This is a genomic window from Glutamicibacter sp. TV12E (assembly GCF_052441935.1).
GTDB lineage: Bacteria > Actinomycetota > Actinomycetes > Actinomycetales > Micrococcaceae > Glutamicibacter.
Window position 1 is genome coordinate 3,345,121 of record NZ_JBQVVF010000001.1, and the last position, 17,461, is coordinate 3,362,581.

General features: G+C 56.1%; 16 protein-coding genes and 2 tRNA genes. 6 read left to right on the forward strand and 12 right to left on the reverse strand.

The features are described from left to right. Positions 1–95: 95 nt before the first annotated feature. The 4 genes from ACT7DV_RS15960 to gndA all read right to left on the reverse strand — a co-directional run bounded on the left by ACT7DV_RS15960 (position 96) and on the right by gndA (position 5,504). Entirely contained in the window at positions 96–1,703 is a 1,608-nt protein-coding gene (locus tag ACT7DV_RS15960) for a carbohydrate-binding domain-containing protein (RefSeq protein WP_444664039.1), read from the reverse strand. A 65-nt stretch (positions 1,704–1,768) separates the two neighbouring features. Next, on the reverse strand, positions 1,769–2,866 hold the full coding sequence (locus ACT7DV_RS15965; RefSeq protein ID WP_444664041.1) for a GtrA family protein: 1,098 nt from the start codon (positions 2,864–2,866) through the stop codon (positions 1,769–1,771). Next, entirely contained in the window at positions 2,863–3,867 is a 1,005-nt protein-coding gene (locus tag ACT7DV_RS15970; protein WP_444664043.1) for a phosphodiester glycosidase family protein, read from the reverse strand. Before ACT7DV_RS15970 ends, ACT7DV_RS15965 begins: the two co-directional genes overlap by 4 nt. A gap of 197 nt (positions 3,868–4,064) precedes the next feature. Beyond that, complete coding sequence (gndA, locus tag ACT7DV_RS15975; RefSeq protein ID WP_444664045.1) at positions 4,065–5,504, reverse strand: NADP-dependent phosphogluconate dehydrogenase; 1,440 nt, start codon at positions 5,502–5,504, stop codon at positions 4,065–4,067. Between the two features lie 206 nt (positions 5,505–5,710). On the opposite strand from gndA, the gene ACT7DV_RS15980 reads away from it, so the two are divergent. Then, on the forward strand, positions 5,711–6,445 hold the full coding sequence (locus ACT7DV_RS15980; protein ID WP_060701526.1) for a FadR/GntR family transcriptional regulator: 735 nt from the start codon (positions 5,711–5,713) through the stop codon (positions 6,443–6,445). A gap of 97 nt (positions 6,446–6,542) precedes the next feature. Here the strand turns inward: ACT7DV_RS15980 and ACT7DV_RS15985 are convergent, their stop codons facing one another. Together ACT7DV_RS15985 and ACT7DV_RS15990 are read right to left on the reverse strand one after the other, a co-directional pair. Beyond that, positions 6,543–7,958, reverse strand: a complete 1,416-nt coding sequence (locus tag ACT7DV_RS15985; RefSeq protein WP_444664047.1) for a GntP family permease — start codon at positions 7,956–7,958, stop codon at positions 6,543–6,545. 47 nt (positions 7,959–8,005) lie between these two features. Then, a complete protein-coding gene (locus tag ACT7DV_RS15990; RefSeq protein ID WP_444664049.1) occupies positions 8,006–8,527 on the reverse strand; it encodes a gluconokinase in 522 nt (173 codons plus the stop codon). A 319-nt stretch (positions 8,528–8,846) separates the two neighbouring features. On the opposite strand from ACT7DV_RS15990, the gene ACT7DV_RS15995 reads away from it, so the two are divergent. Both ACT7DV_RS15995 and trhA read left to right on the forward strand, forming a co-directional pair. After that, positions 8,847–9,107: a GlsB/YeaQ/YmgE family stress response membrane protein gene (locus ACT7DV_RS15995; RefSeq protein WP_444664050.1), complete on the forward strand. Its 261-nt coding sequence runs from the start codon at positions 8,847–8,849 to the stop codon at positions 9,105–9,107. Positions 9,108–9,274: 167 nt separating this feature from the next. Next, complete coding sequence (trhA, locus tag ACT7DV_RS16000; RefSeq protein WP_444664052.1) at positions 9,275–9,964, forward strand: PAQR family membrane homeostasis protein TrhA; 690 nt, start codon at positions 9,275–9,277, stop codon at positions 9,962–9,964. 74 nt (positions 9,965–10,038) lie between these two features. Here the strand turns inward: trhA and ACT7DV_RS16005 are convergent, their stop codons facing one another. The 3 genes from ACT7DV_RS16005 to ACT7DV_RS16015 form a co-directional block, all read right to left on the reverse strand. After that, the gene (locus ACT7DV_RS16005; RefSeq protein WP_444664054.1) at positions 10,039–11,313 is read right to left on the reverse strand and encodes an MFS transporter; all 1,275 of its coding nucleotides are present in this window, start codon (positions 11,311–11,313) and stop codon (positions 10,039–10,041) included. Then, positions 11,310–12,479 carry an acetylornithine deacetylase gene (argE, locus tag ACT7DV_RS16010; protein WP_444664056.1) on the reverse strand — a complete coding sequence of 390 codons (1,170 nt, stop codon included), beginning with the start codon at positions 12,477–12,479 and terminating at the stop codon, positions 11,310–11,312. Before argE ends, ACT7DV_RS16005 begins: the two co-directional genes overlap by 4 nt. Before the next feature lie 85 nt (positions 12,480–12,564). Beyond that, complete coding sequence (locus ACT7DV_RS16015; protein ID WP_444664057.1) at positions 12,565–13,221, reverse strand: TetR/AcrR family transcriptional regulator; 657 nt, start codon at positions 13,219–13,221, stop codon at positions 12,565–12,567. A 67-nt stretch (positions 13,222–13,288) separates the two neighbouring features. Between ACT7DV_RS16015 and ACT7DV_RS16020 the strand changes: the two genes are divergently transcribed. Continuing rightward, entirely contained in the window at positions 13,289–14,512 is a 1,224-nt protein-coding gene (locus tag ACT7DV_RS16020; RefSeq protein ID WP_444664059.1) for a glycosyltransferase, read from the forward strand. 50 nt (positions 14,513–14,562) lie between these two features. Here the strand turns inward: ACT7DV_RS16020 and ACT7DV_RS16025 are convergent, their stop codons facing one another. Beyond that, on the reverse strand, positions 14,563–14,757 hold the full coding sequence (locus ACT7DV_RS16025; RefSeq protein ID WP_444664061.1) for a CsbD family protein: 195 nt from the start codon (positions 14,755–14,757) through the stop codon (positions 14,563–14,565). Positions 14,758–15,196: 439 nt separating this feature from the next. On the opposite strand from ACT7DV_RS16025, the gene ACT7DV_RS16030 reads away from it, so the two are divergent. Beyond that, positions 15,197–16,198 carry a methyltransferase gene (locus ACT7DV_RS16030; RefSeq protein WP_444664063.1) on the forward strand — a complete coding sequence of 334 codons (1,002 nt, stop codon included), beginning with the start codon at positions 15,197–15,199 and terminating at the stop codon, positions 16,196–16,198. A 230-nt stretch (positions 16,199–16,428) separates the two neighbouring features. On the opposite strand, the gene ACT7DV_RS16035 is transcribed toward ACT7DV_RS16030, so the two are convergent. Continuing rightward, positions 16,429–16,501: transfer RNA gene (locus tag ACT7DV_RS16035), tRNA-Val, on the reverse strand. 221 nt (positions 16,502–16,722) lie between these two features. On the opposite strand from ACT7DV_RS16035, the gene ACT7DV_RS16040 reads away from it, so the two are divergent. Then, positions 16,723–17,187, forward strand: coding sequence for a hypothetical protein (locus ACT7DV_RS16040; RefSeq protein WP_444664065.1), 465 nt, complete (start codon positions 16,723–16,725; stop codon positions 17,185–17,187). A gap of 88 nt (positions 17,188–17,275) precedes the next feature. Here ACT7DV_RS16040 and ACT7DV_RS16045 read toward each other — a convergent pair. Beyond that, positions 17,276–17,351 (reverse strand) — tRNA-Val (locus tag ACT7DV_RS16045). Between the last annotated feature and the right edge of the window lie 110 nt (positions 17,352–17,461).

The window sequence follows — 17,461 nt, forward strand, 5'->3', positions numbered from 1 at the left end:
GCATAGCCATTAACAGCACTGAACCCCCGCTGCCCCAGCTCATGATTGGGGCAACGGGGTTCAGCTTCCATGCCAACCCTGCAAGTTATGGATTTCTACTGGCCGCCAGGACCGCCACCCTGGCCACCCATTCCGGAATCGAATTCTCCAGCGGTCGCAGTTGCCACCTTCGTTGCATCCGTGATGCTGCCGGTCCCCAGGCCCGCGTCGACATCGGCAGTTCCTCCGGTGTAGATGCTGTAGCTGTCCCCGTCTACGATCTCAGAGCTGGAATACACCACGTTGGATGTTGCCTTTGAAGTCACAAAACTGGCAATCACGCTGCCGCTGGAATCAACGATGTGAATGGCAACGCCTGCATCGACGCTCGTTCCCAAGGAAGCCTGGACACCGGACTGCTTTGACGTCTCGCCTAGGCCTTCTGCCATGCCATCGCTGCCCGCGGCAAACAGCACGCCGCCGTCGACCGAGATTTCGCCATTCGAGTCCAGCGCCCCGTTGCCGCCATTGGTTGGGCCGTTGACAATGGTAGTGCCACCGGTAATTGAGATGTCCCCATTAGAATCCAACCCGTCGCCTTCGGCAGAGATGGCGACCTTGCCGCCAGAAATATTCAGGTGGGCATCCTGTGCGGCATCCATTGCCCCGCCACCACCCTGAGCAGCATTCTCGGAGCTGCCAGCAGTTGCGTTGACGCCGTCGTCACTGGCAGTCACGTTCACCGTTGCGCCGGTCAGATTGATAGTCGGCGCTTGCAGCCCCTCATTTGACTTGGTGACCGTGGCAGCTCCCCCGCTGAGCGTCAAAAGCTGCTCGGCTTTGATGCCGTCGTCACCAGCCGAAACGTTCAGCTGACCGCCATACTGATGGACCCAGCCCCGGTCAGCATCTGTGTCATTCGTTGATTTAATGCCATCACCGGACGCGGTTATATCAACTTTTCCGCCAAGCAGCGCGACGTAGTCCTTGCCCTTGATTCCATCATCTGCCGACGTAACTGTCAGTTGGCCCGAAGCGAGTACCAGCCCGTCTTTGCTCACAATGCCGTCTTGGTAATTTCCCTTGACATCCAAGGAACCCTCACCAGCAATGGTCAGGTCCGCCATCGAGTAGATCGCTGCATTCGCAGCATCCTCGGCAGTATCTGCATAAGTACTAGCATCCGATACGGAGTTGCTCGTGCCATCTTCAAGGTAGAGGAGGGCCTCATTGGACTCATCGACCTGGATTGCCGAACCGGCCGAGCTGCTAATCGACGTATTGTCCAAAATAATTCGGATCACGTCTTCCTTGCCGGCAGCAACAACCACCTTGCCGTCGCTGAGCGAACCAGAAAGCCGGTATGTGCCCGCTGCGCTAATGGTGACGGTATCTTCGTCCACGGAGACACTATCCGAGTCAGTCCCCGAGGCCGTCGTGCTTCCATCGGAGAGGCCTACTTTTGTTTCCTTATCGGCGTCCCACTGAAGATCGTCTTCATCAAAGTGGGTGTCTTCCGAAAGATCCGTTGCCGGTATCGTTGAATCACCACTCGCTGAGCTCGCGTTTTCGGCAGCTGTGTCTGCGCTGCTGGAACTACTGGTTGCGTTGATGACATCTGAGACCGTGGTCCCGCTGCCGCTACTCGCGCATCCGGTCATTGCCAGTGCAAGCGATAAAGCGGCCACTGAACTTAGTGCCTTGACTTTAAATGTGCGTTTCATGAGCATTCTTTCTTCATTCAAAAGGGATTGCAGTAATTTATTACTGTTCGCTGGAGGGTATATGACTATCTTTCAATACCACTCTGTGGTGAATCTGTATTCACCAAATGCTCCGGATGCGAATCATGAATTGGCACCTCCCGATGCCCTCGTTGCCGAAACAAAAACCGCTTTTGGACGTAGAAACTAACCAAGAACAAGATGATCTCAGTGACAATCTTTGCGAGCAGCAGAGGGTTTCCGTTAGTTGAGAGCAGTGTCAGCAATTCATAATTCAAAGCCAGCAGCACCACTGCCAGCAGCGCGTAGCGTGTCACCGTTGACCTCATCGGCAGCGAACGCCCTTCGGCAAACACCAGTTGGCGATTGATCCAATAGTTCACCACTGCGCTTCCGAATCTCGCCAGGACCACTGCCGGCAACAAGTAATTGAACAGCGTCGTGAACACCATTAGCAGAACAGTATCCACCACGAACCCTGCCAGCGAAGATGCTGAGAACTTCAGCAGTGGCGCATAAATCCGTATCGAATCCTTGATGGGTCGGAAGTGCGAGCTCTCATTGTCGTTGAGATAGATGGTCTGTATCTTGACCGATTCAAGAGCGATATTCTTCCTGCGCGCTTCAAGAAGCATGTTCAATTCGTATTCATAGCGCTCGCCGTCCACGCTTCCAAGCCATCCAAGAACTTCTGCCGGGAATCCGCGCAGTCCTGTTTGGGTGTCGTTGAGCCACGTACCGGTGGATAGTGCGAAGAATAATGTGGTGGCCTTATTTCCTAACCGGCTACGCAGGGGTATTTTCCCGTTGAATTCACGTTGGCCAAGAACGATGCTCTTTTTGCAGCCTACCTGCCTTGCCACAGCGTAAATATCCTCAGCAGCATGCTGTCCGTCGCAATCCGCAGTCACAACATCATGTCCAGGAAAGGTTTCGGCGATGAAGCTGAATCCGGTTTTTAGTGCGGCCCCTTTTCCCATGTTGACCGGATGCTGGACGAGGACCGCGCCTTGGCGCTGGGCGTAGGAGAAAATTTCCTCCGATTCTGGGCCGCTGCCGTCGTCAACAACGACCAGCATCGTTTCGTTGCTTTTTAGTTGTAGCGACTCGATGAGCTGGTTGAGTTTTTCGTCGGGTTCATATGCTGGGATCAGGAGGATCATTGCGCCTCCCCTTGCCCTGCGATGAACAGAATGTCGGAGGTGCCACGCTCTTGATTGCGACCTAGAGGATTGTTAACCAGCTGCCCGTTGAAGAACATGGTCGAAGATCCGCCACCGTCAATGTTGTAAGCAGTTTCGCACCCCAGATCGAGCATGATTTGGGCAAGTTCCGGCATCGTCACGCCGACGCTATAGCCTTCCGAGCGACCATCGACAACGACGAAAATAAAGTGGTTCTCATCAATGATGCCAACGGCAGTTCGTGGTTGTTGACCCTGGATCGAGTGGTTGCCGAAGTTGGTATCAACCTCGACCTGGTCAATGCCGTCAGCCTGTTTCGAGTGCTTGACGATGGCAGGGCCGAAAGACAGAGTTTGCCAGACGCCCTCGGAGACCAGCGTGTCTGCGTTGGTAGTGGTTTCGTCGTAAACCTTGGCGCTGCCATCCTCGTAGAAGGCCAGTCCTTCACGGGCGCCTTTATCCCTGTAGGCCACGCCGTTGCGAATAACAATGCCAGTGTCCCGGAATCCGTAGTAGTCGCCGTTGATGGCAAATACTGCTGAGTTGTTCTCTGCGATGACGCTGGTGGTCTCAGTGATGTTCTCGCCAAAGCTGTCTTTGGCAAAGGCGGAAGCCAGCACGGTTCCTTGTTGAAGCTTGAGATCGGCTGCAAAGTAGGTCACTTGATTGCTGCCGCTGCCCGTGACGGTTTTGGCGATATTGATCTTGGCAAGATTCGAGGTGTAGCTGGTACCGGTGATAGTTGCCGCAGTTTCGGAAGCGGTCGTCGCAGTTTTGGCGGCGGCACTGGTGACACCGGTTTGCTCAACATGCTCGACTACAAATCGATCCAGCGCCCATCCGGCACCACCACTAGCTGAGGCGAGTACCGCTAGCGAACCTATGAGTACCGTTCGGCGCGATGGCTTTTTACTCTTGGCTGCTTTTTCGTGGGCTAATTGTTGGGCTCTCGTATTTTGTGATTGAGCAGAATTCGTCATGGAAAAATTTATATAGTCGCTACCTGTCAGCAGTTACCGATATAGATAGGTATTTTCCGTGAACGATAATTCAAGCGGGATATTGTTGGATGTATCCGGGGAGAAAATTGTCTTTGTGACGCTGATCCTATTAAGAAAAACCGGCCTTCTTTCTAAGTAATTCCTTAGAAAGAAGACCGGTTTAGGCTGTGTGAACTCTAGTGAGTGTCCTCTGCAGCAATCTCGGAACGGTCACCGCTCCACAGAGTGTGGAAGGTGCCTTCCTTGTCAGTGCGGCGGTAGGTGTGCGCACCGAAGAAGTCACGCAGACCCTGGGTCAATGCTGCTGGCAGGCGGTCGTGACGCAGGCCATCGTAGTAAGCCAGCGACGAGGAGAAGACTGGTGCCGGAATGCCAAGCTGAACTGCCACGGAGACAACACGGCGCCATGCAGGAACTGCCTTGGCAATTGCTTCGGCAAAGGCTGGAGCGAACAGCAGGTTGACTGGCTTTTCGTCCGCCGAGTAAGCAGCAGTGATGTCCTTGAGCAGGGCCGCGCGGATGATGCAGCCTTCACGCCACAAGCCAGCGATCTCGTCCAGCTTCAGCTCCCAGTTGTATTCACCGGCAGCCGAGGTGAGCATGTCAAGGCCCTGTGCGTAGGAAACCAGCTTCGAAGCGAACAGTGCCTGGCGCACGGCTTCGACAAAGTTCTCTGGCAGGGTGACCTCGGTGGTGTCTGCTGCGAGCACCCTCTGGCCTACAGCGCGGATGTCACGCTGGGAGGACAGCGAACGGGCGAATACCGATTCGGCGATGGCTGAAACCGGCGAGCCCATGTCCAGTCCGGACTGCACGGTCCAGCGGCCGGTGCCTTTCTGGCCCGCGGAGTCCTGGATTACGTCGATCAGCGGCTTGCCGGTGGCAGCGTCAGTGTGGCCTAGGACCTCAGCGGTGATTTCAATCAGGAAGCTGGAAAGCTCGCCCTGGTTCCATTCGCTGAAGATCTCGGCCTGTGCGGCTGGCTCGATGCCTGCAGCGCTGCGCAGCAGGTCGTAGGCTTCGCCGATAACCTGCATGTCGGCGTACTCAATGCCGTTGTGAACCATCTTCACGAAGTGGCCCGCACCGTCGGTAGAGATCCATGCGCAGCAAGGAGCACCGTCGTCGGCCTTGGCGGAAATCTTTTCCAGCATCGGGCCCAGCGCCTTGTAGGACTCGGCCGAGCCGCCTGGCATGATCGATGGGCCCAGCAGTGCGCCCTCTTCGCCACCGGAAACGCCAACGCCAACGAAGTGGAGGCCCTTTTCGTTCAGGGCTGCTTCACGGCGACGGGTGTCGGTGTAGTGCGAGTTGCCTGCGTCAATGACGATGTCACCTTCATCAAGCAGCGGAACCAGCTGGTCGATGACGGAATCCACCGGACCGCCAGCCTTGACCATAATCAGTACGCGGCGCGGAGTTTCAAGATTCGCGACCAGCTCTTCGAGGCTTTCGGTACGGATGAAGTCGCCTTCATCGCCATGCGCCTCAAGCAGTGCGTCGGTCTTTCCGACCGAGCGGTTGTGCAGGGCGACAGTGTATCCGTTGCGGGCGAAGTTGCGGGCGAGGTTTGCGCCCATCACGGCCAGACCTGTGACACCAATCTGTGCAGGCATAAAAATAAGTCTCCATCAATTACGGGGAGGTGTGCCGTTAACAGAGACCATAAACCATGGCCCCTGAATCACGACCACGTGACCTTCCTATCCTACTAGGCACAGCACCCTGTTTCCCAGAGGACTACCAAAGTTAAAACATATTTATTCTGGGTATTCGGTGGGCGCAACCCTATTTGTCCCTAGCCGTTAGCTAAACTATCCCTATGGCAACTAGTCTGCACGCTCATGTGGTTGAGCATCTCGGCTCCCGCATCGTCAGCGGACAAATCCCCCGCGGCTCCATTATTCTTGCCGCGGATCTTGAGCAGAAGCTCCAGGTCTCCCGTTCGGTGATCCGCGAAGCGGTTCGCGTCCTCGCGCAGTGCGGCCTGGTGACCAGCACCAAGCGGGTGGGCATTCGAGTTCTGGGGGCGGAAAGCTGGAACCCCTACGACGATCACGTCATTCGCTGGCGCCTGGCCGGCGATCAGAAGGGGACGCAGCTCCGGTCCCTGACCGAGCTTCGCATTTCCGTCGAGCCCATGGCCGCTGAATTGGCCGCCGAGGTCGCACCGGAAGCCATGCGCAAGGAGCTGATGATGATATCCGCTCAGATGAATCACTATGGACGCCAAGGCGACCTTCGCCGATTCCTGGAACTGGACATTCGCTTCCATGCCCTGGTGCTTGCCGCTTCAGGCAATGAGATGTTCGCGAATCTCTCCACACCCATTGGCGCGATCCTGCGTGGTCGAACCGAACTTGGACTGATGCCAGAGCGCCCGCACGAAGAGGCGCTGCTCTGGCACCAATCGGTAGCCGATGCCATCTCCAATTCCGATTCGGCTGGTGCACGCAAGAACATGGAAAGCATCATGCGCCGCACCCATAACGAGATTTGCAGCCTCTGGGAGGGCCAGCCGCGCCTGTTTGTCGACCCAGCCAAGGATGCTCGCTAGATCAGCGCACCGATTCACGCTTTCAGGACAACTAAAAATCCGCCGGCCCAACGAATATTCGTTGGGCCGGCGGATTTTTCGCTAGATTGGAAGCGCTTTAGGCCAGCGCAGTTGCAATGCCGTAGAGCACCATCACGAAGGCGAAGCCGACAACCGAAACCAAAGCCTGTCCAACGGTCCATACCCGCAAAGTCGTCGACACGTCCATCTGCAGGAAGCGGGACACCAGCCAGAAGCCGGAGTCGTTCACGTGGCCCGCGAAAACCGAACCGGCGGCCAACGCCAGAACCATGGTGGCCACCTGGAAAGCGGTCAAGGAGCTATCAGCCAATACTGCCGGCTGAACGATGGCAGCTGCGGTGGTCAATGCCACGGTGGCCGAGCCCTGGGCCAAACGCACGATGGCTGCAATCAGGAAGCCCGCGATGATCAGTGGCATGCCCACCGACTGCAACGATTCTGCAATGGCGTCGCCGATACCACTGGCACGAAGCACGCCACCGAACATGCCGCCGGCTCCGGTGATCAAAATGATCGAGCACACCGGGCCAAGCGCCGAATCCACAACGGTTTCGACAAGGGTCTTGTCCTTGCCCTTTCGGAAGCCGAGCAGGAACATTCCAAGCAAGACAGTGACCAGCAGTGCTACCGGGGTCTCGCCAATCAGGCGCAACCAGGTAACCCATGATGCTTCTGCATCAACGATGCCGGCGCTACCGAGCATGTTCAGCCCGGTGTTCATGAAGATCAAGATCAGCGGCAGTAGCAGCAGGCTGAAGACGGTTGCTACCGATGGAGAGGACTTGAAGTCATCCTTGCCAGTGCCGTTGCCCAGTGCTGCATCCAGGATGTCGGGCACCGGAATGTCGAATTTCTTGCCAACGAACTTTCCGAACAGATGGCCGGAGAAGAACCATGTCGGGATGGCAACAAGCAGGCCCAGAACGAGGACCAAGCCAACATTTGCTTCGAGCAGACCCGAAGCAGCCACTGGGCCCGGATGAGGTGGAACGAAGACGTGCATCACCGAGAAAGCGGTTGCTGCTGGAATCGCGTAGAAAAGTACGGATCCACCCAGGCGGCGTGCCACGGTGAAGATGATCGGAAGCATGACCACCAGGCCAGCGTCGAAGAAGATCGGGAACCCGAAAAGTAGTGAGGCTACGGATAGGGCCAGCGGTGCCCGCTTTTCACCGAATTTGGAAATCAGCCAGTTGGTCATTACCTCCGCGCCGCCACTGGTTTCCAGCATTCGGCCGAGCATCGCGCCAAGGCCCACGAGCAACGCGACGCTTGCAAGCGTTGAGCCGAAGCCGCTGGTCAAAGTGGTGATCACCGATGCCGCAGGAATACCTGCGGCAATCGCCGTCAGCAAGCTGGTGAGAACCAGAGCCACAAAAGCATGGACCCGGAAGCGGATAATTAGAACCAGCAGCACGGCGACTGCCGCTACTGCCAGACCGAGGAGACCGGGCGTACCCAGCGTCCAGTTCATTTCGAGCTCAGTTGTCATTGTCGTCCTTGATCAATGGTTATTCATGCCAGTTACTGGCACGTGGCTTATGCGTGGTGCGCTACCCCGAGGTCAACTACAAGTTGACGCACGATGTCCTCAGGGGAGTTGGAGATGTCTGCAGTGAGTACCGCTTCATCCGCGGTAGGCAGCTCCAGAGTTGCCAATTGGCTGTCCAGCAGCGAGGAAGGCATGTACTCATGGGAGCGTGCATTCATTCGATCGCGAATAACAGTGGGCACACCCGCCAGGTGCACAAAAACAGTTGACGGTTCCAAGGAACGAATCAGATCGCGGTAACTGCGCTTCAGGGCGGAGCACGCAACAACCAACGGTTCTCCCTGGTTGGTTCCTTCAGCAAGCTTCTGGCCAATGACTCGCAACCATGGTTCGCGGTCCTGATCATCTAATGCTTCGCCTGCAGCCATTTTCTGCTTATTGGATTCGGGGTGCAGGCTATCACCGTCCACGAATTGACGATTCAGCTCATCTGCCAGCATCTGGCCGATGGTCGTCTTGCCGCTGCCCGAAACACCCATAATGATGATGGCTGGGACCAGTTCACTCATGTATTCACTCCGTCGTGCGCAAACCTAATATCAGACTTAAGGATTGTTTGATTGGATAAAATCTGATTTAACAAGCGTATGAGCGACAGTGACCCGTGTCAACCATTTCACAGAGCTCGAGCATTGACTTCTTCAAAAAGACAGATCAGGCATCATATACAAGCTGAAACTTACGGAACCTTCAAGTTAAACTTGAATCAATGTTGTGAAAAGCCCGAAAATCAACAGGCTACCTGTAGAACCCCAGCTCAAAGCAATGTAATCTCTGGATTAAGTGGTCAAACCCGATCACTAGAGATTCTGACCATTGGAGCGAATCATGGGATTCATTGGATGGATAGTTTTGGGCTTGATTGCTGGCGCTATCGCAAAAGCAATCCTGCCAGGCAAGCAAGGTGGCGGATGGATCGCAACCTTGCTGCTAGGGGTCGTCGGCGCATTGCTCGGCGGCTGGGTTGGCAGCCTCATCTTTGACAAGGGAATGAGCGGATTCTTCTCACTTTGGAGCTGGCTCCTGGCCATCGGCGGCGCATTGATAGTCTTGCTCGTTTGGGGATTCATCACCAAGAAGCGCGCCTAGTCGTTATTTTTATACTTGTCCCTTTCGCCATTGAAGAAACCCGCCCAGTGAACTGGGCGGGTTTCTTCTTGCTTGGCATCCAGCCTCAGACACAGTGGGAACCTAGCATTCTGCCGTAGACTTCGAAGACTGGGGATCACTCCCCGAGCACTACGTTAAGGACTCCCGTGGCCATTGATCCCATGATCCCCACCGCAGAAAATCGAGCTCCGAAAAAATTCTTGTCCATCGGCACCGAACGAACGCGCTGGCGCGGATTGATTCATGCATGGTCAACTCCGGGAATCATCATCATGAATCTGGTGCTCATCGTCTTGGCCGATGGTCGCCTTGCCGAATGGACCAGCGCAATCTTCGCGATATGCTCCATCCTGCTCTTTGGCACCTCCGCGCTCTACCACCGCGGAAATTGGACCGACAAGGTCATGGGTCTTTTCCGCCGAGCGGATCACGCCAACATATTCCTGCTCATCGCCGGCACCTACACACCGGTTGCTGCGCTGACGCTCCCGGGCAAACAGGCAATGATCGTCCTATCCATCATCTGGGCTGGAGCAATAGCCGGGATTGCAATCAAAACCATCTGGCCCACGGCACCGCGCTGGGTCGGCGTGAGTCTCTACATTCTGCTCGGGTGGGGCGCGCTAATGCAGCTGCCAGCATTTTGGGCGGCAAATCCGGCAACCATGATCCTGATCCTTGCCGGCGGACTGGCCTATACGGTTGGGGCTGTTTTTTATGCCACCAAACGCCCCAATCCCCTGCCCGCCGTTTTCGGTTTCCATGAGCTATTCCATGCCTGCACGATCATCGCATTCCTCTGCCACTGGACAGCCGTGCTGCTCGTAGCGATCTAAACCCACCCCAACGCAAAAAAGTCGTGCGCACCAACTTTTAGGAAGTCGGTGCGCACGACTGTTTGACTACGCGTCTAGCGCTGAGCGTATCGTTTTCTCACGAAGAACAACCCCACCAGCGAAATCACGGCAATGGCCATGTAATAGATGCTCGGTGCATCCAACGAACCGGTGGCTTTCAGCAGCCAGGTCAGCACCAGTGGAGCGATTCCACCCAGCAAGGTGACGCCGACGTTGTAGGCCACGGACAATCCGGAGCCACGGATCGAGGCCGGGAAGAGCCCAGACAACAGTGCCGGGAGCGGCCCGAAATAGAAGGACATAATGACGCCCAATAGTGCGATCACGACGACCATGACCCAGACGGTCGGAGTAGACGTCATCAGTTTGAACAAGGGATAAGCCAAGACGAACGCAGCGAACGCGGCGCAGGTCATCACCCTGGCCGGTCCAACGCGATCGGCAAGGTGCCCGACAAATGGCACACCGAAAAGCGTGATGACTCCGGCAGCAATACCTCCCAAGAACGCCGCATCGCCAGGTATACCGAGGTTATTGACTGCGAAGGTCGGCATGAAAAGGATCAGGTAGACAGAAATCGTAGCCACGCCGATCACCGCTACGCCGGCCAACAACCGCCCATAGTGCAGTTTGAAGAGCGTCCCGAGAGGGAATTTCTCCTTTTCCGCCGCGGTGAATTCCTCGGTCTCTTCCAACCGGGCTCGGATATACAAGCCGACCGGGCCGATCAGCAAGCCGACGAAGAATGGCACACGCCAGCCCCACGATTCCAGCGCCTCGGGACTCAGCCCCGTGGTCAGGAAGTATCCGAACCCGGAGGCGAGCATCATCGAGGCACCCTGGCTAGCTACCTGCCACGACGAGTAGTACGCCTTCTTATTCGGCGCCGTCTCGATCAGGAAGGCAGTAGCGGTTCCGAACTCGCCGCCAGCCGAGAACCCTTGAATCAGCCGGGAGAGCAAGATAATCAGCGCGCCAGCCACTCCCACCGAGGCGTAGGGCGGAGCTACGGCCATGATCAGGGTGCCCAGCATCATCAGCCCAAGGGTCAGCGTCAACGCCTTCTTCCGGCCTTTGCGATCCGCATAGCTTCCCAGCACCATGCCGCCGAGCGGTCGGATCACGTAGGAAATCGCAAAGGTCGCGAACGTGAGGATCAGCGCGAAAGTCGGATCCGATTCGGGGTAGAACACTTTGGCGATCGTCGTAGCAAAAGTGGCATAGACAATGATGTCGAACCATTCAAGGGCCGCCCCGATGGAACTTGAGATGACGGCTTTGCGCGCCATCGCCACCTGGTGTGCGGTGGCCCTCTCTCCGGCACTCATCGGCTCAGCTGCGCAATCAGGGATTCAATGAAGTTTTCGCACTCGGCAATCTGGTCGAGCAAGATGTACTCGTCTGGCGCGTGCGCCTGGGCGATGTCGCCTGGGCCGCACACGACCGTCGGTATACCCGCAGCCGAGAACAAGCCGGCCTCGGTGCCGTAGGTGACCTTCTCATCGCTGGCGATCGCACCGCATGCTGCGGCCAGCGCAACGATCTCTTCGCCGGGCGCGGTATCCAGTCCAGGAGCTCCGGCCTGCTGCTCGAAACTGACCGAGCACGACGGATTCTTCTCGCGCATCTGGGCTTCGAGCTTGGCGGCCTCATCACGGAAGCGGGCCGTGAGCTGCTCGCGATCCACCACAGCCAATGAACGGTACTCGAAGAACACCACCGCCTGCGCGGGAATGGTGTTCACTGCGATGCCGGCGTCGAACTTGTTAACGTTCATGGTGGTCGTTGGCTCGATAAACGCCTCATCGCTAGGTCCGCTGGTACGAAGTTCTGCGGAGACTTCTTCCACGAAGTTCGCAAACTTTAGCGCATAGGAGATTGCGTTGACCCCTTCGGTAGGAAGCGATGAATGGGCGGCAACGCCGTTGAATTGCACACGGAAGACGTTCATCGACTTATGCCCGCGAATGGCGCGCATGCTCGACGGCTCCCCCACAAAACATCCACGCGGCGCCAATCCGTCAGCCACAATCTTCTCGACCAGGCTGACTGCGCCAACACAGCCCACTTCCTCGTCGTAGGACAAGGCCAAGTGGATGGGCTCTGCCAGCTGGGCGCTGGTCAGTTGATCAAGCTTGGCAAGAATGACCCCGAGATAGCCCTTCATGTCGCAGGTTCCACGGCCATATAGTTTGTCACCGCGCACCTGGGCATCAAATGGTTCGCTGCTCCAGTCCTGCCCATCAACAGGAACAACGTCTGTATGCCCGGAGAGCACGATGCCTCCGGTACGTGTGCCGTCGCTGGACGGGATGGTCGCCAGGAGATTAGCCTTGCTGCCATCTTCGTTGTGTATCAGCGTTGGCTCGACACCGTGCGCTCGAAGTTTGTCGACAACATTTTCGATGAGTGGCACGTTCGTGTCCCGGCTCGTCGTGTCCACCGCGATCAGCTCGCGGATTTCTTTCATGCTTGCTTCGGACGGTACAGCCATCACAACTCCTGAGTACTCGGCGTAAATACACTGGTTTCATGCTGTCATACCATGTCATCTACGCATAGAAGATTTCATACTAAGGCTATGCGTGCGGGTACTGCCCCACTCCAACACCCCCAAGATAGGTAACGATGGCCTGCTCGAATGCGCTATCCAGGTCCGGAGGCTCATTGATTTCACACAGCGCTACGAGCAAGTGCGGGTAGGAACCCATCTGCATAGTATTCAATAAGGCTGAAGCGTCTTGCTGCTCATGCTGGCTCTGCTCATTGAGCGCAAACGCGGCAGTGATGGAGTTCAGCATTGCGAGAGTGTGCAGTTTTTGGGCGGCGCTCAAATCCGTATCGGCCAGGGCCAGCAAACCACGCTCTAGGTACACCAAAGAATTGTGAGTCATCACCTGTTTTTGCATTACGATCAGCGGAACCCACGGATGACGACGCATGATCCGATGGCCTTGGTGAGCCATTTCCAACAGCTGCTCAATTGCGGAACCCGTACATGCCTCATAGTCATACTCAGCACTGATCCGGTCCACCATCAGTTCGGTGAGCTGATCGTAGGACTTCACGTATCGATAGAGAGATGCGGGCCCCGTGTTGAGCATCGACGCGACGCTCCGCACCGAAACAGCCTCAATTCCTTCAGCATCGGCTAGCCCAACGGCAACATCTACGATTTTTTCGCGCGAGTATTGAGGCTTTGGACCGGTGGTTCTCTGCGTTGGACTCTTGGCCACAGTGGGTGCTCCTGGAGACTGTATAGTTAATCGCGAACACTGTTCGCAATTAATGTTACAGGGATTCATGCGTATACTGATCGTTACCCCAGGCACCCGTGGTGATGTCACGCCTATGGCAGGTCTAGGCCAGACACTTATCCAGCAAGGTTTTGATGTCGCGATCGCTGCAAACCCTGCGTATCAAGAGGTGGTTACTACTTCCGGATGTGCTTTCCGCGAGCTTCCAGGCGATATGAGTGCTCTGGTCAATCCTGCAGCCCCAGGGACAAAGACCAGTCCCAAGGATTTGCGCCACTACCTCGCAGAATTGGGCACCTACTTTGATCATGCGGCCACCGGCACCTTGCAGGCCGCAGAGCACGGTGCAGATTTGATTCTCGCAAATTCGGTGGCACCCTTCGCCTTCGATGTCGCCGAGGCGCTAGGAATCCCGTCGATCAGCGCACATTTGCAACCTACTGAACCAAGCGGTCAATACGCGCCGATGGCCTTGGGCACTGCCCGAAGTTTTGGAAGCATTGGAAACCGGGCACTACATCATCTGCTTTCATCTGCTAAGGCCCCCTACGATGGGCCAAGCGCACGCATACGCACAGAACTAGGACTGCCCAAGCGAAGCCGAGCGGCCACAGAACGTCAGCGCCGAAAGACTGATCAACCAGTCCTAAATGGTTTCAGTTCTGCAGTTGTGCCCCGCCCGGCCGATTGGCACGAGAACATAATCAATTGCGGTTACTGGTGGCCGGCGACCGATCCTTCGTGGAGCGCCCCAGCCCAGCTGCGTGATTTCCTCTCCGCCGGAGAGCCACCGACATTCCTTGGATTCGGGAGTACCGAGGCCTTGGAACCAGATTTCCTACTTGAAGTTGCCCACCGCACTGGCCCCCGAACCATCATCCAAGGCGCCGGAGAATTTATTGAGACCGACGTACTGGGCATTGGTCCAGTACCTCATCAGTGGTTGTTCCCTCAAGTAGCTGCGGTGGTGCACCATGCCGGTGCGGGCACAACGGCCGCCGGCTTGCGCGCTGGCACGCCGGCAGTGCCGGTACCGATTTTCACCGACCAGCCCTTCTGGGCTGCTCAACTGCACCGTCTTGGAGCGGGCGCTGTCCCGGTCTCCTTCAAAAACTTGACCGTTGGTTCGCTCGCCGAAGCCATCAACGAAGCTGTCGGCAATGTGCAATACCGCCAAAGTGCCGCATGGCTCTCGACCAAACTCGCGGCCGAAGAAAACAGTGCGCTAACGGTTGCAAAGTTCTTGGAACTGTACCGGCCCTCACGCTAGAGACAACAAGGGCACCCACCGTGCGGTGCGTGCCCTCGTTGAACTAACTGCTACTTGTTGAAGTCGTCGCGGACGTCTTTGGCTGCATCCTTGACATCTTCGCCGGCCTGCTTCGCTTTGGCCGCGGCCTGATCCTTAACTCCTTCAGCCTGCAAATCCTCATTGTTGGTTGCATCTCCGACAGACTCCTTAACCTTGCCGGATGCTTCCTGAGCCTTGTTCTTGAACTTATCGCCTAAACCCATCAGATGAACTCCTTTTGCAGTCGATTGAACAACGAACACTTTCGACGCTACAGGCCCATATCAGGAATGGGCTGTTGGCCCACTAAGCACATGCTGGACGTATTCGACAAAACCTGCGGTACCCGCAAATAGTCGAGTAAGCTCTCCGCACGCGCACGTCCGGCCGAATTCATCGGTAGACTTACGCTCAACGACCCTCGCAGCTGCACAGCTCATGCGCGGTTCTCCAACGGGTGAGCACCGCAAGTCGACAGGGCGTTGAGCCATCTGCACTGCATCAGGCATTTCCGAACCTACTATTTCGTGGATTCTCGATGGCATAGGCCATCACGCCACCTGGTTCTCGGCCAACGACCGGCCTGCTCCCAAAAATATTGTCGCTGTAGACGATCGGCTCAGCGCAGATGCGGCGATGCGAAATGCGGCGCGAGGCATTGCGATGTTATGGCACGGCGACTACAACAACGCCCGGCAATTATTGTCAGCCATGGATCGCAGACTCAGCGTCGTCGATGCCGTCCGGTTCCCCAAACGAGGGCAAAGCGACGAACAGAAGTTCTATTCCATTCGTCAAGCACGGGCGCATCGTTCCCGGATACTCTCCCTGCTGTTGGTCCCGTTGTCTGTTAACGGCACACCAGGGTCCACGCAGATATCCCTGAGTAGAGCGCCTCAAGCGGGAGCCGCCATCGCGTTCGGATACGAACAGTCCCGAGGCCGCCACGCTGGCCAGGCAGTTGTGAGTCTGCAGGAATTGACCGGAGTGCTCAGCGCACACCAATGGTTCTTCAACGGAGTGGAGGTTCCGGCGCTAGGGAAGAAAATCTACCCCAGCTACGGCACCTTCATGCCCACCCGACAGGAGTACGTGGACCTTGTTGCCAAGGCACCAATCATGAAAGCCCCGCTTGCCTTTGACATAGGCACCGGAACTGGTGTGCTCGCGGCCCTGTTAGTAGACCGTGGCGTGAAGAGAGTTATCGGCACGGACATTCACCAACGTGCGGTGGATTGCGCAAACCAGAATTTCGCGCAACTTGGCATTTCAAGGTCGGCTCATGCCGAACTGACCAATATGTTCCCGAACGGCAAAGCACCACTGATTATCTGCAATCCTCCGTGGCTCCCAGGCAGCGCCCCAACCAGTCTTGATGCAGCCATCTACGATCCCGGAAGCAAAATGCTGTTGCAGTTTCTGCGTGGCCTGCCTGAGCATCTCACTGAAGATGGTGAAGCCTGGTTGATCATGTCGGATCTGGCAGAATTACTCGGGCTCCGAACTAGCCGGGCTCTAGCCGCAGCCATCAATGACGCTGGACTAAAAGTTATTGGTCAAATCGATGCCCAACCGCAACACGCTAGGGCATTTAATCAGTCGGACCCGCTCTACTCGGCCCGTTCCATGGAAACAACAACCCTGTGGCGCCTAGCGGTTCAGTAAAACGTCACTGGCTATTCTCATTAGGCAGGCGCTCGCACGAAGCCGTAAAAGCCTGGAGGAACGCACTAGTAGCTACAACTCCACTACGTCAGTGCATGAGATGAGGACACGCCCCCGGGCATGAAATCGACGTTTGATGATGAGTCCCGTCATTGACGTACCGTCGGAAAATAACAGAAACCCGCTTCAACCAGCCATAATTTGCCTGATTGAAACGGGTTTGATTTCTGTGGGCCCTACCGGGATCGAACCGATGACATTCACGGTGTAAACGTGACGCTCTACCAGCTGAGCTAAAGGCCCTCCTGCAGATTCGATACCAACAAATCTTTTTGTTTCGCTCATTCTCTGCAACAAGAAATAATTTAGTACACCCGGGACTGACTTGGCAAATTGAAATCGTCAAAAATCAACAAGAGTGCCGAGCGTCACCACTAGAACACCGTATTCCTACAACATCTCGCACATCCGTACCCCATCCCACGGGATCAATCCGCCAAACTGTCGGAACACTCAGCCAGACTATGAGCATAAAGAAAATACTCGCTCCTGTTTCAATCGTTCTTAGTTTCGCGCTGGCCGCCTGCGGAAGCCAAACACAGGCCGACGGGCCAGTTTCCACAAGCCCAACAGCCAGCCCAGTTTCGTCAGAATCCGCACACCCCATCGATCTGCAGGGCATATGGAAGCAGAAGAATTCGATGGACGCGGAAGCTTACCAGGAAGCCACTATCGATTCAGAAACTATCACCATCAACCGGGTCACGAACCACGGGGACACGAAATCACTTGATTGGGTTGGTTCATTCGAGGCACCGAATGCCGCAGCGGATACCTATTCGTGGACTTCCAAGCGGGACCGGAAGGCAACTGATAACGCAATATTGGCCTCAAGCGACAAGACCAAGAAATTTACAATTCACAAGGACGAGATTTCATACGAAGCCGGAATCATGGGAACGACCACCACGGTGCGTCTCGCTAAATAATTCAAGCGCCAATCGGCCCACCGGCACAAGGCTGGAAAACTGCAGAAATGCAAAAAACCTCGATCCGAGTGGATCGAGGATTTCTGTTTGGTGGGCCCTACCGGGATCGAACCGATGACATTCACGGTGTAAACGTGACGCTCTACCAGCTGAGCTAAAGGCCCTAACCATGTTCGCTTTGGAAGCCAACGAGGAATAACTCTACCGAGATATTTCCCAACGCGCAAATCGAGGCGGAAGCTTTCTGCGTGAACTGGAGCACAGTGCGAGTTCC

Coding starts and splice junctions, on each gene's coding strand:
- ACT7DV_RS16040 (WP_444664065.1), top strand. CDS start 16,723: ATGAGCATAAAGAAAATACTCGCTCCTGTTTCAATCGTTCTTAGTTTC.
- ACT7DV_RS16020 (WP_444664059.1), top strand. CDS start 13,289: ATGCGTATACTGATCGTTACCCCAGGCACCCGTGGTGATGTCACGCCT.
- gndA (WP_444664045.1), bottom strand. CDS start 5,504: ATGCCTGCACAGATTGGTGTCACAGGTCTGGCCGTGATGGGCGCAAAC.
- ACT7DV_RS15980 (WP_060701526.1), top strand. CDS start 5,711: ATGGCAACTAGTCTGCACGCTCATGTGGTTGAGCATCTCGGCTCCCGC.
- ACT7DV_RS15960 (WP_444664039.1), bottom strand. CDS start 1,703: ATGAAACGCACATTTAAAGTCAAGGCACTAAGTTCAGTGGCCGCTTTA.
- ACT7DV_RS15985 (WP_444664047.1), bottom strand. CDS start 7,958: ATGACAACTGAGCTCGAAATGAACTGGACGCTGGGTACGCCCGGTCTC.
- ACT7DV_RS15990 (WP_444664049.1), bottom strand. CDS start 8,527: ATGAGTGAACTGGTCCCAGCCATCATCATTATGGGTGTTTCGGGCAGC.
- ACT7DV_RS15965 (WP_444664041.1), bottom strand. CDS start 2,866: ATGATCCTCCTGATCCCAGCATATGAACCCGACGAAAAACTCAACCAG.
- argE (WP_444664056.1), bottom strand. CDS start 12,479: ATGGCTGTACCGTCCGAAGCAAGCATGAAAGAAATCCGCGAGCTGATC.
- ACT7DV_RS15995 (WP_444664050.1), top strand. CDS start 8,847: ATGGGATTCATTGGATGGATAGTTTTGGGCTTGATTGCTGGCGCTATC.
- ACT7DV_RS15970 (WP_444664043.1), bottom strand. CDS start 3,867: ATGACGAATTCTGCTCAATCACAAAATACGAGAGCCCAACAATTAGCC.
- ACT7DV_RS16005 (WP_444664054.1), bottom strand. CDS start 11,313: ATGAGTGCCGGAGAGAGGGCCACCGCACACCAGGTGGCGATGGCGCGC.
- ACT7DV_RS16025 (WP_444664061.1), bottom strand. CDS start 14,757: ATGGGTTTAGGCGATAAGTTCAAGAACAAGGCTCAGGAAGCATCCGGC.
- ACT7DV_RS16030 (WP_444664063.1), top strand. CDS start 15,197: ATGTTATGGCACGGCGACTACAACAACGCCCGGCAATTATTGTCAGCC.